The 14,435-nt window shown below is 60.0% G+C and carries 15 protein-coding genes; all 15 read right to left on the bottom strand.

Going from position 1 to position 14,435, the window contains the following annotated elements; all coding sequences use genetic code 11:
- Nucleotides 1–34: 34 nt before the first annotated feature.
- Nucleotides 35–994, bottom strand: a complete 960-nt coding sequence (locus BLU78_RS12030; RefSeq protein ID WP_176791140.1) for a FecR family protein — start codon at nucleotides 992–994, stop codon at nucleotides 35–37.
- A 312-nt stretch (nucleotides 995–1,306) separates the two neighbouring features.
- The gene (gene rsxA, locus BLU78_RS12025; protein WP_010265773.1) at nucleotides 1,307–1,885 is read right to left on the bottom strand and encodes an electron transport complex subunit RsxA; all 579 of its coding nucleotides are present in this window, start codon (nucleotides 1,883–1,885) and stop codon (nucleotides 1,307–1,309) included.
- 2 nt (nucleotides 1,886–1,887) lie between these two features.
- The gene (locus BLU78_RS12020) at nucleotides 1,888–2,472 is read right to left on the bottom strand and encodes an RnfABCDGE type electron transport complex subunit E (protein ID WP_026020838.1); all 585 of its coding nucleotides are present in this window, start codon (nucleotides 2,470–2,472) and stop codon (nucleotides 1,888–1,890) included.
- Nucleotides 2,465–3,139: an RnfABCDGE type electron transport complex subunit G gene (locus BLU78_RS12015; protein ID WP_010265778.1), complete on the bottom strand. Its 675-nt coding sequence runs from the start codon at nucleotides 3,137–3,139 to the stop codon at nucleotides 2,465–2,467. Before BLU78_RS12015 ends, BLU78_RS12020 begins: the two co-directional genes overlap by 8 nt.
- Nucleotides 3,140–3,152: 13 nt before the next feature.
- A complete protein-coding gene (locus tag BLU78_RS12010) occupies nucleotides 3,153–4,121 on the bottom strand; it encodes an RnfABCDGE type electron transport complex subunit D (protein ID WP_010265780.1) in 969 nt (322 codons plus the stop codon).
- Nucleotides 4,122–4,301: 180 nt separating this feature from the next.
- A complete protein-coding gene (gene rsxC, locus BLU78_RS12005) occupies nucleotides 4,302–5,651 on the bottom strand; it encodes an electron transport complex subunit RsxC (RefSeq protein WP_010265783.1) in 1,350 nt (449 codons plus the stop codon).
- Nucleotides 5,652–5,667: 16 nt separating this feature from the next.
- The gene (locus BLU78_RS12000) at nucleotides 5,668–6,612 is read right to left on the bottom strand and encodes an RnfABCDGE type electron transport complex subunit B (protein ID WP_010265786.1); all 945 of its coding nucleotides are present in this window, start codon (nucleotides 6,610–6,612) and stop codon (nucleotides 5,668–5,670) included.
- Nucleotides 6,612–7,031, bottom strand: a complete 420-nt coding sequence (locus tag BLU78_RS11995; protein ID WP_010265788.1) for a SoxR reducing system RseC family protein — start codon at nucleotides 7,029–7,031, stop codon at nucleotides 6,612–6,614. Before BLU78_RS11995 ends, BLU78_RS12000 begins: the two co-directional genes overlap by 1 nt.
- Before the next feature lie 4 nt (nucleotides 7,032–7,035).
- Nucleotides 7,036–8,616: an NAD+ synthase gene (locus tag BLU78_RS11990; protein WP_026020839.1), complete on the bottom strand. Its 1,581-nt coding sequence runs from the start codon at nucleotides 8,614–8,616 to the stop codon at nucleotides 7,036–7,038.
- A gap of 170 nt (nucleotides 8,617–8,786) precedes the next feature.
- A complete protein-coding gene (locus BLU78_RS11985; protein WP_010265790.1) occupies nucleotides 8,787–9,548 on the bottom strand; it encodes a zinc ribbon domain-containing protein in 762 nt (253 codons plus the stop codon).
- A 23-nt stretch (nucleotides 9,549–9,571) separates the two neighbouring features.
- Complete coding sequence (locus BLU78_RS11980; protein ID WP_010265792.1) at nucleotides 9,572–10,357, bottom strand: Nif3-like dinuclear metal center hexameric protein; 786 nt, start codon at nucleotides 10,355–10,357, stop codon at nucleotides 9,572–9,574.
- A 10-nt stretch (nucleotides 10,358–10,367) separates the two neighbouring features.
- Nucleotides 10,368–10,931 (bottom strand): MerR family transcriptional regulator, encoded by a 564-nt coding sequence (locus tag BLU78_RS11975; RefSeq protein ID WP_010265794.1) that lies wholly within the window; start codon nucleotides 10,929–10,931, stop codon nucleotides 10,368–10,370.
- Nucleotides 10,932–10,933: 2 nt separating this feature from the next.
- A complete protein-coding gene (locus BLU78_RS11970; protein WP_010265796.1) occupies nucleotides 10,934–12,310 on the bottom strand; it encodes a methyltransferase RsmF C-terminal domain-like protein in 1,377 nt (458 codons plus the stop codon).
- Between the two features lie 2 nt (nucleotides 12,311–12,312).
- Nucleotides 12,313–12,930, bottom strand: a complete 618-nt coding sequence (locus BLU78_RS11965; RefSeq protein ID WP_010265799.1) for a deoxynucleoside kinase — start codon at nucleotides 12,928–12,930, stop codon at nucleotides 12,313–12,315.
- 17 nt (nucleotides 12,931–12,947) lie between these two features.
- On the bottom strand, nucleotides 12,948–14,432 hold the full coding sequence (locus tag BLU78_RS11960) for a GH3 auxin-responsive promoter family protein (RefSeq protein ID WP_026020840.1): 1,485 nt from the start codon (nucleotides 14,430–14,432) through the stop codon (nucleotides 12,948–12,950).
- Nucleotides 14,433–14,435: the final 3 nt, after the last annotated feature.

The raw sequence follows: 14,435 nt of genomic DNA, 5'->3' as shown, positions 1-14,435 counted from the left end.
TAGTTAATGAATTGATTGGGTTTGGGTCAAAATATCATTTGTGAATTACAACGGTATCGCCTTTCAGCGTGAACCGGGTGCCGGTCGTGAGCGTGATTACGTTCATGGTGTGCTCCAGATCGTTATTACTGCTTACGGTACCCGTGAATTTAATCTGTCCGAGAGAAGCGTCATCCAGCCGGATTTCGCAACCATACATGTCGGATATCACCTGGATGACCTCATGGAGATCTTCATGTACGAAACTGCGCTCGGCGGTCACTTCGGAAACCTGAATATTGCCATCCGCGCGCGAGTAGGCCACCTGCTGATTCGGGGTCATTCCCACCACCTGATCTCCCGCCACGAAATCGATTATTCCGCTGTGAAGTATCGCCGTGATCTTGTCGTCCTCCTGACGGGCATGAACATCGAACGAAGTTCCCCGCACGACGACCTTCGTTTCCAGAGCCTTCACAACGAAACGCCGGCCATTCGTCTGTTTCACCACATCGAACCGTGCCTCGCCCTCTATGTCCACCTCGTATTTTTTGCCTCCGCCGGCATTGACCGGATATGTTATCCGCGAATCGGGTTGCAGGCAGGCCGTCGATCCATCCGGCAGCGAAACGCTTACGACGCTATTCTCGGCATAAACCTCCTCGAAACGCACTCTGTCCGATGCCTGCTTCAATACGACGAAAGACAAGGCCACGATTACCATGGCCGCAGCGCCGTATGTCGCAATCCGGCGCAGCAGAACGGGAAAACGGCTCTTTGCACGCCGCTCGTTTTCGGCGACACGTTTCCGCAACTGCCGTAAAGAATATTCCACATCGATATTTTTCACTACCTCGGCACAGTTGCAGAGGACGGATATGTAATAAATATCTTCGAGGATTTTTTTATGCTGCTCCGACTCATCGTACCATTCTTCCACCATGGCTTGCTCCGAACGGCTTAACCGTCCCGCCAGAAAATCGATGAGCATGGATTCGTCTATTTCTCTCTTCATAAATTTTTGCTTATTCATATATACTACGATTATGACGACAAGGTTACTAAACCATCGGCTGCAATTCTTTCGAAAAACAACGGTCGCTCATGCTGCACGGCAAAACGGCCGGCAGCCTGCCCGCAGTCGATCATGTTCGAAAAGAATTTAAAGGAGGATAACGTACGGCTTCCGCGGCCGGATCTTCAGAATTGCCTGTCAGGCCAGGAACCGGCAAAAAAACGAGGTTGCGATTTGAAAATCGCAACCTCGTCTAAAAAATCTCTTTTTTCACCTCCGGATGTGCGGCAGGTGCACCGCAAACATCGAAAATCAGACCAGTCCGGAGAATCCCATGAACGCCATAGCCAGAATCCCGGCCGTGATCAGCGCGATGGGAATACCCTTGAACGACTTGGGAACGTCCTCGAAGTCGAGACGTTCACGAATGCCGGCGAAGAGCACCAGCGCCAGTGCGAAACCCAGGGCCGTAGCCACCGAATAGGTGACGCTTTGCAGCAGGTTAAACTCTTTCTGGATCATCAGGATCGCAACGCCCAGCACGGCGCAGTTGGTCGTGATGAGGGGCAGGAAGATACCCAACGCCTGATAAAGCGACGGAGACATCTTTTTGAGCATGATCTCGACCATCTGCACCAGAGCCGCGATTACCAGAATAAAGACGATCGTCTGCATGTAGACGATGTCCAGCGGCACCAGCACGTAGGTCTGGATCAGCCACGCCACGACAGCCGCAATGGCCATCACGAAGGTTACGGCGGCTCCCATGCCCATCGAGGTCTCGACCTTGGACGACACGCCCAGGAAGGGGCAGATGCCGAGGAACTGCGCCAGCACGACGTTGTTGACGAAGATGGCGCCGATGATGATTGCAAAATAGGAAATCTCCATAACTATTTCTTGGCTAATTTGTTAAACAATACCATCAGGTACCCGAGCACCAGGAATGCACCGGGAGCCAGCACGAAGATCAGCGGCGTGTAGTCGGCGATCCCGAGGCTGAGGCCGAAGATGGCCCCGCTGCCGAGAATCTCGCGCACGGCGCCCACGACCGTCAGGGCCAGCGTGAATCCCAGACCGATGCCTACGCCGTCCAGTACGGAATCGAAGGCCGAATTCTTCGACGCGAACGCCTCGGCACGGCCCAAAATGATGCAGTTCACCACGATCAGCGGAATAAAGACGCCCAGCGCATCGTACAGCGCGGGAACATAGGCCTGCATCAACATCTGGATAATGGTCACGAACGAGGCGATCACGACGATAAAGGCCGGAATGCGGACCTTGTCGGGAATGATGTTCTTAATGAGCGAGATCACGAGGTTCGACATGATCAGCACGGCCATCGTCGCCAGTCCCATACCCATACCGTTCTCGGCCGAGGTGGTCGTACCCAGCGTGGGACACATACCCAGCACCAGCACGAACGTCGGGTTGTTTTTGACAATGCCGCTCAAAATAATCTGCAACTTATTCATTTTGCCCTCCTTCCTGAGCCGCAGGCTCGTTGGTTTGTCCGGCGGCGGCACCCGCCGTCGCCGTCGCACCGGATGCCACGTCCGTCGGGGCTTCGCCCGACGCTACGCTTTTATAGGCCATCCATGCACGGTTGATCGCATCGACATAGGCGCGCGACGAGATGGTCGCAGCGGTCAGCGCATCGACATCGCCGCCGTCTTTCGTCACGGCCAGTTTGCCGTCCACGAGTTTCTTGTCCTCGAGTTTCTGCCCTTGGACGCTCCGCAGCAGGACATTGCCCTCGTCGGCCATCTTGGTCCCGAGGCCCGGGGTCTCGGTCTGCTCCAGCACGTTGACGTTCACGACCTCGCCCCCGGGGGTGAAGCCGACCATCAGGCGCACCACGCCGCCGAATCCCTGCTTGGTCATCGACTGCACGGCATATCCGCTCACGGCGCCGTCCTTGGTGGCCGTATAGACCGTAATCGGCATCTCGTCGATCGTCAGCACCTCGGGGGTCGTCGCATCAAATGCCGGGAGCACCTCCGTAAGCGCCGCCTTCGTCGCCGCCTCCTTGGCCGCAGCGATCGGCTCTTCGGTAATCATATTGACGACGCCCACTCCCGCCGAAGCCACGAGGGTGATGCCGAAGAGGACGGCCGTCATGTTCAAAAGTGTACTTTTCATCGTGTCACCTCCGTTATTTCACGCCGAAGCGCTTGGGTTTGACATACTTGTTGATCAGGGGCACGCAGGCGTTCATGATGAGGATCGCGAACGACATGCCCTCGGGATAGGCGCCCCACAGACGGATGCACATGGTGATCGCACCGATACCCACGGCGAAGATCACCCCGCCTTTGACGGTCATCGGCGACGTGGAATAGTCCGTCGCCATGAACACTGCTCCGAGGATCGCACCTCCGGCCAGCACATGGAACAACGGCAGCTGCCACAGCGCCGCCTCCGACTGTCCGGAGCAGAGTGCCGCTACAAATGCGAACACAGCCATCGTCACGAGCACCGTCACGGGAATATGCCACGTGATGACGCGCCGCCACAGCAGGTAAACGAATCCGCAGAGCAGTGCCAGCGCGGCCACCTCGCCCAGCGAACCGGGCATGTTGCCCAGCAGCAATTCCTGAGCTCCCACCGTCCCGGGAGTCACGATGCCCTGCTTCACGGCGGCCAGCGGCGTGGCGCCCGAAAGGGCGTCGAACGTGCCGTTCACCGGCAGCGGAAAAGTGGTCATCTGCACCGGATAGGCGATCAGCAGGAATACGCGGCCCACCAACGCGGGGTTGAAGGGGTTCTTGCCGAGACCTCCGAAGGTCATCTTGGCGACGGCGATCGCCACGAAAGCGCCCATCACGACGATCCACCAGGGAATCGACGCCGGGAGGTTGAAGCCCAGCAGGACGCCGGTCACCGCGGCCGACCAGTTGGTGACGGTCACCGCACCGCGGACCATGAATTTCTGAATCAGGTACTCGAACGCCACGCACGCCGCCACCGAAAGGGCCGTAACGCGCAGCACGTCCGCTCCGAACACCACGGTCGAGACGACCAGCGCAGGCATCAGCGCGATCACCACGTCGCGCATGATCCGGGCCGTCGACTGGGAGGTCTGAACGTGCGGCGCAGGAGCTACAATGAGTTTGTTTGCCATAAGTTATACTATAATTTTACATTCTTCGTATTATCGGACCGTTCCTGCCATTCCCGAGGTATCGTCCCGCGGCTTGCAGCCGCGTTTACAAATCCCACCCCACCCTAAATCCCTCCCTCGGGAGGGACTTACGGCCGCAAGCGGCCGCCGGGCCGGAATCTTCGAAACGGAAATCCACCCTTACTTTTTGGGCGCTGCTGCGGCGCCGCGGGCACGGATAATCCCCATCACGGTCTGTTTTCCGAGACGTATCCAGTCCAGCAGCGGCAGGTACGAGGGGCACGTGGACTGGCAGCATCCGCACTCGATGCACGAAGTAATCATCTGCTGTTCCAACGCATCCCAGCCTTTCTTCTGCGTCATTTTCGAGAGGTAATAGGGTTCCAGACCCATCGGGCAGGCCGACACGCACTTGGCGCATTTGATGCACTGCGCGGCTTCGCGGCGCACGGCTTCGCGCCCCGAAAGAACCGTGATTCCCGAGCATCCCTTCGTGACGGGCGACGCGAGGTTGACCATCGCACGCCCCATCATCGGACCGCCGTTAATCACCTTCGAAGCCTCTTCGGGAACTCCTCCGGCAGCTTCCAGCAAGGTCGAAACCGGCGTACCCATGCGGGTCAGCAGATTCTTGGGCTCCTTCAGGCGTTTGCCCGTGACGGTCACCACGCGCTCGATCAGCGGCATCGACTTCTGCACGGCCCGGTAGACGGCCACGGTCGTCGAAGCGTTGCACACCACGGCGCCCACGTCGATCGGCAGTGCGGGCGGAGGCGGCACCTGACGGCCCGTGACAGCCGCAATAAGCTGTTTCTCACCGCCCTGCGGATACATCACCTTCAGCGGCACCACCTCGATGCCCTCATATCCCGCCGCGATCTGCTTCAGGTGCGCGATGGCGTCGGGTTTATTGTTCTCGATGCCGATATAGGCCTTCTCCACGCCCACGGCTTTCATCAGGATCGTCACGCCGACCACCAGTTCCTCGCCGTGCTCCAGCATCGTGCGGTGGTCCGAAGTGAGATAGGGTTCGCACTCCACGCCGTTGATGATGACGCACTCGGCCTTTTTTCCGGGAGGCACCGCCAGTTTCACGTGCGTAGGGAACGTCGCGCCGCCCATGCCGACGATACCGGCATCCTTGATCTTGGCGATGATCTCCTGCGCCGAGAAGGGACATGCTTTCACCAGCGTCTCCGAGCGGTCGATGCCCTCGGCCCAGTCGTCGCCCTCGCGCTTGATGGTAATCATCATCTGGCGCAAACCCTGTCCGTTGGGAACCATATCCACGGCCGTGACCGTGCCCGACACCGGGGAGTGGATGTTCGCCGACATGAAGCTGCCGGCTTCGGCGATGAGCTGTCCGGTCAGCACCTTGTCGCCCTTGGCGACCTTGGCCACGGCGGGAGCCCCGATGTGCTGCGCGAGGGGGATCGTCACCACCTCGGGCAGCGGAAGCACCTCGATCGGTTTGGCACAGCTCAGCTTATTTTCCGACGGATGGACTCCGCCCATTGGAAATGTCTTCATAGTTGGAATTCCTTTTTTACGATTCTTTGTTAGCATCAGGCGCATCCCCGGCCTTCGGAGCCGCCGCCGGTTTCTCCGCCGCAGGGGCCGTTTCGGCCTTGGGAGCCGCGGGAGCTGCCGGAGCGGCCTTCGGGGCTTTGGGCAGCGGGTCCATGCCGACCAGCCGGATGGCGCCCGTGGGACACTCGTTCACGCACTTGCGGCACAGTTTGCATTTCAGCGGGTCGATGTAGGCGAGGTTGTTCTCCACGGTGATGGCATCGAAGGCGCAGACCTTCACGCACTTGCCGCATCCGATACACCCGGCCTTGCAGGCCTTCATCACCACGGCGCCCTTGTCTTTCGAGACGCACGACACATAGACCGCACGGTTCTTGGGCCACTTCTTGCGCAGCTCGATAATCATCTTCGGGCACGCTTTCACACAGGCGCCGCAGGCCGTACACTTGTCCGCGTCGACCTCCGGAAGCCCCGTTGCAGGATTGATGTGAATAGCGTCGAAAGCACAGGCCACGACGCAGTCGCCGAACCCGAGGCATCCGAACGCACAGCCCGTTTCACCCACATAGAGCGACGAAGCCACGGCGCACGACTTGGCACCGTCGAAGTCGTTGGTGCGGGGGCGCTTTTCGCACGTGCCGCCGCAGCGGACGGTCGCCACCTCGGGCTGCTTTTCGGCAGCGGCCTTTCCGAGATATGCGGCCACAGCTTTCATGCAGTCGCCGCCGCCCACGGGGCAGAACAGCGACGAAATGTCGTCCTGCCTGACCAACGCATCGGCCATGCCCCGACAGCCGGCGAATCCGCAGCCGCCGCAGTTGGCGCCGGGGAGCATCTTCTCCACCTCGTCGATGCGCGGGTCCTCGTCGACCCGGAACTTCTGGGCCACGAAATAGAGGATCACCGCCGAGAGCACGCCCAGCGCACACAGCGTCAGGATCGTGTAAAGTAATACTTCCATCAGATTTTAGTTATTGTAAATTGAATTGTGTGTTCGATTTTCGTGCGGAAGAGCCACAGCACGAAATAATAAACGCCCACGCCGGCGATTGCCGCGAGGGCGCCTGCGCCTTCACTCCATCCCATGCCGGCAATGGCGGCCACGAGCACCGCCATGAGCACCGCCAGCGCGCCGACATAAGCCAGCACGACGGCCCGCATGCCCGCACTGCGGCGCACACCGACTGTCACGGCATCGCCCGCCGCATATTCCGCGGCCCCGGGGGTCGCCACCGTGACGATCTTGTCCTGGGCTTCGGCCAATCCGCACGCCTGACGGGCCTTGCAGCTTCCGCAGGCGCTTCGGGAGGTGATCCGCACATAGACCGTGTCGCCTTCCGTGCGTTCCACCACGCCGCTGTGTTCGATCAGTTCCGCCACGCCGCTAATCTCCGTATTTATTGGTGAGGGGCATCAGCCGCTCGTGCCCGAAAGTGCACGACGACAACCGCAGCACGGGCGGGAACTGATAGCGTTTCTTCTCGTTGTGCATGATCATCGCATGGATCTTCTCCACGACCTCCGAATCGAATCCCGCGTTGACGATCTCCTCGCGGTGCTGCCCCTCCTCGATCATGCGCGTCAGAATGGCGTCCACCACCTCGTAGGGCGGCAGGATGTCGCTGTCCTTCTGCCCCGGATGAAGCTCCGAGGAGGGTTCCTTCGTCAGGATGCTTTCGGGGATCGGGTTGCCCTGCGTACGGTTGATGTAGCGGGCCACGTCGTACATTTCGCTCTTGTAGAGGTCTCCCGTGGGGCTGAACGCCCCCGCCGTGTCGCCGTAAAGCGTGCAGAGTCCCAGGGCGTTCTCGCTCTTGTTCGAGGAGTTGAGCAGAATATAGTCCGTCTTGTTCTGCAGGGCCATCAGCAGCACCGTGCGGATGCGGGTCTGGATATTCTCCTCCGTGGCGTCGAACTCCGTGCCGCCGATGACGGGCTTCAGGGTGTTCACCACGCTGGTATAAATTTCGGAAATGGGTATGACGTTGTATTCGATGCCGAGGTTGCAGGCCAGCTCCTTGGCGTCCTCCACCGATTCGTCGGACGAGAACGGCGAGGGCATCAGCAGCGCCCGGACGTTCTCCGCACCCAGCGCATCGGCGGCGATGCAGGCCACCACGGCCGAGTCGATACCGCCCGAGAGACCGATCGAGGCCTTCTGGTAACCGTTCTTGCGGAAGAAATCCCGCAGTCCGCAGCGGGCCGCTTCGTAGACCAGCCGCGTGCGGTCGTTGTAGGTCGAGGGGATCGCAATCGGCTCCGCTTCGGCTTTCGTGTCGAAAATCTGGAAATCCTCCTCGAAGTTCTTCATCATCAGCACCACTTCGCCGCGGCCGTTCATCACCCCCGACGTGCCGTCGTAAACGATGTCGGTCGATCCGCCCACCTGATTGACCAGCACGAGGTTCTTGCCCTCGACAAATGCCAGGTGACGCATCATTTCATAGCGGTAGGTCATGGTTCCCTTGCCGTATTTGCGGGCGTTGATCGAAATGACGGTCTCGACCGACTGGTCGAAATCGTGCTCGCGGCTCAGGTCGTCGCCCACGATGATGGCGCACTTGTGGCCTTTGATCGTGGCGTACTCAAATCCCTTCGAAGGGGTCAGGAAACCCATCTCGCGGCGCGCGGTGATGTATTTCTTGCCGACATAGCGCAGCACCTTGCGGTCCTGAATCAGCGCCGCGGCGCTGATCGTGCCGTTGTTCGTGAGGATCGGCAGTCCGACGATGGCGGCAATGCCGTCGCAGCACGAGGCGATCTCGACCAATGCGTCCTCGCACAATTCGAGGAAAGTCGTTTTCCGCAGCAGGTCGAAGGCAGGAGTCCCGCTCACGGCCTGTTCGGCGAAGATCACCAGGTCGGCGCGCTGTGCTTTCGCTTTGTTGATCGAATCGATGATCTTGGATGCGTTGCCGTCCACATCTCCGATCGTGTAATTCAACTGGGCAATAGCTATTTTCATGGCAACAATTTAAGTCGGAGCAATAGAGCTTTGCAAAGTTAAGGATTATTTGCAAAACTCGGAAGAAATTTCGGTGTTAATAAATTAACATTCTTTTATTTACAAAATATTTTAAAAACAAAACGAAAGGCTCCCGGAAAACCGGAAGCCTTTCGCCGTTCTTATCGTCTCTATTCCTGCGGTTCGTCGGGATCGGCCACCAGGATACGGCCGCAATACTCGCAGATAATGATCTTCTTACCCTGCCGGATATCCACCTGACGCTGGGGCGGAATGCGGTTGAAGCAGCCTCCGCAGGCGTCGCGCTTTACGGTCACCACGGCCAGTCCGTTACGGACGTTGCGGCGGATACGGTCGTAAGCCGACAGCAGGCGCTCGTCGATCTTCGCCTTAACGCCTTCGCCCTGCACGGAATATTCCGCCACCAGCGGCGCCGTCTCGGCTTCGATACCCTCCAGCTCGGCCTTCTTGGCCCCGAGGTCCGCCAGACGCTCCTTGCTCTGCGCCTCGGCCTCCTCCAACTGTGCCTTTTTGATCTTCACGCCGGCAGCATACTCTTTCAGGCGCTTCTCGGCCAGCTCGATCTCGAGCTCCTGATACTCGATCTCCTTGGTGATGGCATCGAACTCGCGGTTGTTACGCACGTTGTTCTGCTGCTCCTTGTAGTTGCCGATCATGATCTTGGCCTGATCCACCTCGCGCTTGCGCTGCTTGGTGAGCGTGTTGAGCTCCTCGATCTCGGCGTTGATGTGCTCGATGCGGGTCTTCATCCCGGCCATCTCGTCCTCGAGATCCTGCACCTCGAGCGGCAGTTCACCTTTCACCTTGTTGATTTCGTCGATCTTGCTGTCGATCTTCTGCAGCTCGTAGAGCGCCAGGATCTTCTCCTGCATCGAGTAATCAACCTCGGCCGTCTTTTTTTGTGTTGCCATATAATGTACTGTATAGTTTAGACTTACACCAGATAATTCACCGGATTGCGAGAGCGTTCACTCTTGCGAACCGCAAAGGTACATAAATTTTTCGATAAAATATCAAATAATAGCTCAATTGCGCAATATTCGCTCTCAAAATGGCCTATATCTGCTACCGTGAGGACTTTATCGGGTGTCATGAAGTCGTTGTACTTCAGGTCTGCGGTGATGTAAATATCGGCCCCTGCGCGGCGTGCTTCGCCGATCAGCGAAGCCCCGGCGCCGGTGCAGACCGCCACGCGGCGCACTGCGGAAGTCGCCGTGTCGCTGTACCTTACGACCTTCACGCCGAGTTTTCGCCGGATAAACTGCATAAACTCCACGGTGTCAACGGATTCAGATAGTTCGCCCACTACGCCGAATCCCACGCCCTCGCCGGCTTCCGAGGGTTGCAGCACCCCGAGGTTTCCGACGCCCAGTATTTCGGCCAACCGCCAGCTCATCCCTTCGGGGGCGCTGTCGAGGTTGGTGTGGCAGGCATAGAGGGCGATCCGGCTGCGGATGGCCCGCTCGACACACCGCTGCACGGGGTCCGCCGAATTGAAACGTTTGAGCGCATGGAAGATGATCGGATGGTGTGTCAATACGATATCGCACCCCTCGGCTTCGGCCTCGTCCAGCACCTCTTCGGTCACGTCCACGGCCAGCAGGGCCTTGTGGACCTCGTCGTCGGGACGCCCGACGATAAGTCCCGCATTGTCATACGACTCCTGCCACCCAAGCGGGGCGAAGCGTTCGATGACTTCGGTTATCTGACTGATCTTCATAGGATTTTCCTTAAAATAACGATTGTTCGTAGAACGCGAACAGCTCCTTGTGCTCGACCTCTTCCTTCTTGCGGCGGGGCTTGCGGACCGTGCGTTTGGCAACCGCCTGCCCGGCGTCGGAAAGCTCCTCGCCCGTCGATTCGTCGATCTTCACCACGGCCTTGACCCGGCGGCGCACGGGGGCGGCTTCGGAATCACCGGCGGTCTCAGCCGTGGCATCCGCATCGGCCACGATCTCCCCCGCTCCGGCTTTCAGGTCCTCGCGGACCTCGACCAGCAGGGCCCGGATGCGCTGCAAACGCTCCATCAGTTCGGCATCACGGTTCACACCGCTCTCGGCAGGCCCCTTGCGGAGCGCCTTCTTGGCTCCTTCGAGCGTCATGCCGCGCTCTTTGACCAAATGGTAGATCAGCTTCAGGTTCTCGACGTCCTGCGGCGAGAAGAGACGGTTGCCCTTCTTGTTGCGCTTGGGGCGGAGGATGGAGAACTGCGACTCCCAATGGCGGATGAGCGACGTATTGACGTCGAACATTTCGGCCACCTCGCCCATCGAATAGTAAAGTTTATCGGCCATATCTATTGTTTTATAATTCGCAACGAATTGGGGTACATGTTGTTGACCCGCGCACCGATTCGTTTGGCAAACCCCAGCGCACGTCCCCGCGAGCACACGAGGTTCACCCCTTCGGCCAGCCCTGCGGCGGCGATGTCCTGCTTGCGCAGGAAACGCAGCGCCTCCTCTCCGTCCAGCTCCGCGACGGGCACCGCTTCGCGGCAGAGTCCGTCGAAGAACGCCAGCGCGGGATCGGGTTTCAGCACTCCTTTGAATACCTGCCCCATCGCCACACCCGAATAAATGACGGGCAGCGCCTCGGACAAGGCCCTGACGGCATCTGACTGCGCGGCATACCACGCATAAAGCGTATCGGCAACCTGTGCGAAACACATTCGGTCCGGCTCCCGGACCCAGCGGGCCAGTTCGCCGACGCCCTTACGGTCCACCGCCGCAAATACCGTGCGCCGCGCCCTCGGGGTGCGCATGCGGCCCCCGGCGTCGAACGATTTGCGGGCCACGGCGGCGAAAAACCCCTCGCCGCAAGCCCTGTGGGGATAGAACCGGAACGTCCGGAACGCTCCGACACGGCCGCAGGCGATGCCCCACGCATCCTCCACGGCGATCTCGTCCGATTCGGCGACCTCTTCGCCGGCCCATGCGAGCATCCGCTCCAGCGAACCCTCGTCCTCGTCGCGGTTGAACGTACAAGTGCTGTACACGAGCGTTCCGCCCGGTTTCAGGGCCCGCCACGCCTCGCGCAGAATGTCGTCCTGACGCGACGCGCACTGTTTCACATTCCCCTCGCTCCACTCCCCGCGGGCTTCGTCGTCCTTGCGGAACATCCCCTCGCCGGAGCAGGGAGCGTCCACGGCCACGATATCGAACCACGCCTCGAAATCACCCAGCAAACGGGGTTCGCAGGTCGTGACGGCCACATTGCCCGTACCCCACTTGCGCACGTTGTCCGCAAGCACCGCGGCACGGCGGCGGTCGATCTCGTTGGCGACGACCAGTCCGTCGGGTCCCGCCAGCGAGGCGTAAAGCGTCGTCTTGCCGCCCGGAGCCGCACACAGGTCGAGGATGCGGGCCCCTTCGGCCCCGGCATCCGCCAGCAGGTGTCCCACGAACTGCGACGAAGCCTCCTGCACGTAATAGGCCCCGGCATGGAAATCGGGGTCGAACGTAAAGGGCGGGCGCGCGGCAAGATAATGCCCGTCGCGGCACCACGGCACCTGTCCGGCGATCTCCAGCGCGGGCAGCGCACCGGGAGCCGCTTTCGCGGGGTTGATCCGCACCGATACCGGCGGCTCCCCGTCGAGCGCGGCGCAGAGAGCAAGGCCCTCGGCCTCACCCAAGTCGCACAGGACCCGTTCGACGAATTTCGCAGGCAGCGTCATCCTCAGCGTTTCTTGGCTTTGATCGCATCCAACCGCGCGCAGATTTTCTCCAGCACGGCCGGGTCCGACACGAAATCCTCGTGATCCTTGTCGACGACGAGCACTTCGCCTCCGTAAAGGTTCTCGATCCAGTTATTGTATTTGTCGTTCAGGCGCTTGAGGTACAGCTCATCAATGTTCATCTCGTACTCGCGGCCGCGCTTGCGGATTTGCGAGATGAGCGTCGGAACGCTCGCCTTGAGGTAAATCAGCAGGTCGGGCTTGGGGATGAGCGTCGTGACCAGTCGGAAAATCTTCATGTAGGTCTCGATGTCGCGCGTAGCCATCAGCCCCATTTCATGAAGGTTGTCGGCGAAGATGTGCGCATCCTCGTAAATCGTGCGGTCCTGGAAAATCACTCCCGAACGGCAGTCGGCCAGCATGTCCATCGTCTGCTGGATGCGGCTCCCGAGAAACGAAATCTGGAGGTTGAACGCCCAGCGGTTCATGTCCTCGTAAAAATCGCCGATGTAGGGATTGTCGCACTCCTCGAGGTAGCACTTGGCGTCGTAGCGCTTCGTAAGGATTTGGGTCAGCGTGGTTTTCCCGCTCCCGATGTTTCCGGCTATGGCAATGTACATAGTAGTATAGGTATTTGTTATTTCTCCACTCCGGCCGGCTCCGCCTGAAAAGTCGCCAGTTCGTCGGCCACACGGCGGTCGTTCACGAGCCGCGGAACCTTGTTCTTACCCCGCGCGCGCATCCACGCGAGGAACGTCCCGCGCTCCACGACCGTCAAACGTTGCCGCTCGAGCGTGGTCCGGCGCTTGGCGTCATAGTCCGAATTGACGGACCTCAGCTCCTCGTCCAGCGTCTCGGCGAAACGTTCGCGGCTGTCGGGCTCGCGTTCGAACTCCACGATCCACTCGTGGGCTCCGCGTTCGCGCAGCGACATGTAGCACGGCGCGACGCTGTATTCGCTCACCACAGCCCCGGTCTTGCGGCAGGCCGCCAACAGGGCATGTTCGGCGTTGTCGACAATCAACTCCTCCCCGAAAACGTTGATATACTGCCGCGTGCGGCCCGCAAAGCGGATGCGGTAGGGATTCGTCGAGGTGAACTCCACCGTATCGCCGATCTCGTAGCGCCACAGACCATTGTTCGACGTGATGAGCACGGCGTAAACCTTTCCGCACTCCACGCCCTCCAGCGGCACGACCTGCGTCCCGTTGCGGAACTCGAAGAAAGTGCCGTAATCGAGCATCAGCAGCATGTCGCTGCGCGCGGGATCGTCTGCCATGGCAAAAAAGCCCTCCGAAGCGTTGTAAGTCTCCATGTATTTCATCCGCTCCGAGGGGATCAGCTCCTCGAACGTCGTCCGGTAGGGTGCAAATTCCACGCCCCCGTGGGCGAACATCTCCAGGTCGGGCCACACTTCCAGCAGGTTCCGCTTGCCGGTGTATTCCAGCACGCGGCGCATCATCGCCAGGTTCCACGACGGCACGCCCGCAAAGGCCGTGATCCGTTCGCCGACGCACTCGCGGCAGATCGCCTCGACCTTCGCGTCGAAATCCGGGATGATCGCCGTCTCGGTCCGCGGGGCCCGGAACCAGCCGCTCCAGAACGTCGTCTCGTGGATCAGCAGCGCCGAAAGGTCCCCCACCAGGTTGCGTCCCTCACGGCTGCACGAGCCGCCCAGCGTCAGGGTCTTGCCTTCGAAAACCCGCGACTTGGGGAAGTTGGACGAAAAGACCGTCGCCACGTCGCGCATGCCCAGCGTATGGTTCCACCACAGCGACTCCATCGTCACGGGGATATATTTGCTACGGTCCGAGGTGGTGCCCGACGAGCGTGCGAACAGCGATACCCGGCCCGGGTAGGTGACGCTCCGCACCCCCTCCATCATCCGTTCGATGTAGGGTTTGAAAGTCTCGTAGTCGAACGTCTCGACCTGCGACTGGAACCGCTCCACCGAACGGATATGCCGCAGGTCGTAGCGGTCGCCGAACTCCGTCAGCCGCCCCCGGCGCAGCAGCCGGCGGAACATCCGTTCCTGTGTTTCGACGGGGCGGCGGCGGAACCGGTCGATCGACCGTTCGCGCTGCGAGAACCACGCCCTGAGAATTATGCTTCGGAAAGACACGCT

It is taken from the genome of Alistipes timonensis JC136, from assembly GCF_900107675.1.
Taxonomy (GTDB): Bacteria; Bacteroidota; Bacteroidia; order Bacteroidales; family Rikenellaceae; genus Alistipes; species Alistipes timonensis.
This window is presented reverse-complemented; position numbering and strand designations above follow the sequence as displayed.

What these genes read in the sequence shown, in the direction of transcription:
- BLU78_RS11985 (WP_010265790.1), bottom strand. Translation starts at nt 9,548, where the DNA reads ATGGCAACACAAAAAAAGACGGCCGAGGTTGATTACTCGATGCAGGAG.
- BLU78_RS12020 (WP_026020838.1), bottom strand. Translation starts at nt 2,472, where the DNA reads ATGAATAAGTTGCAGATTATTTTGAGCGGCATTGTCAAAAACAACCCG.
- BLU78_RS12030 (WP_176791140.1), bottom strand. Translation starts at nt 994, where the DNA reads ATGAAGAGAGAAATAGACGAATCCATGCTCATCGATTTTCTGGCGGGA.
- BLU78_RS12000 (WP_010265786.1), bottom strand. Translation starts at nt 6,612, where the DNA reads ATGGAAGTATTACTTTACACGATCCTGACGCTGTGTGCGCTGGGCGTG.
- BLU78_RS11975 (WP_010265794.1), bottom strand. Translation starts at nt 10,931, where the DNA reads ATGGCCGATAAACTTTACTATTCGATGGGCGAGGTGGCCGAAATGTTC.
- BLU78_RS11980 (WP_010265792.1), bottom strand. Translation starts at nt 10,357, where the DNA reads ATGAAGATCAGTCAGATAACCGAAGTCATCGAACGCTTCGCCCCGCTT.
- rsxC (WP_010265783.1), bottom strand. Translation starts at nt 5,651, where the DNA reads ATGAAGACATTTCCAATGGGCGGAGTCCATCCGTCGGAAAATAAGCTG.
- rsxA (WP_010265773.1), bottom strand. Translation starts at nt 1,885, where the DNA reads ATGGAGATTTCCTATTTTGCAATCATCATCGGCGCCATCTTCGTCAAC.
- BLU78_RS12015 (WP_010265778.1), bottom strand. Translation starts at nt 3,139, where the DNA reads ATGAAAAGTACACTTTTGAACATGACGGCCGTCCTCTTCGGCATCACC.
- BLU78_RS12010 (WP_010265780.1), bottom strand. Translation starts at nt 4,121, where the DNA reads ATGGCAAACAAACTCATTGTAGCTCCTGCGCCGCACGTTCAGACCTCC.
- BLU78_RS11990 (WP_026020839.1), bottom strand. Translation starts at nt 8,616, where the DNA reads ATGAAAATAGCTATTGCCCAGTTGAATTACACGATCGGAGATGTGGAC.
- BLU78_RS11970 (WP_010265796.1), bottom strand. Translation starts at nt 12,310, where the DNA reads ATGACGCTGCCTGCGAAATTCGTCGAACGGGTCCTGTGCGACTTGGGT.
- BLU78_RS11965 (WP_010265799.1), bottom strand. Translation starts at nt 12,930, where the DNA reads ATGTACATTGCCATAGCCGGAAACATCGGGAGCGGGAAAACCACGCTG.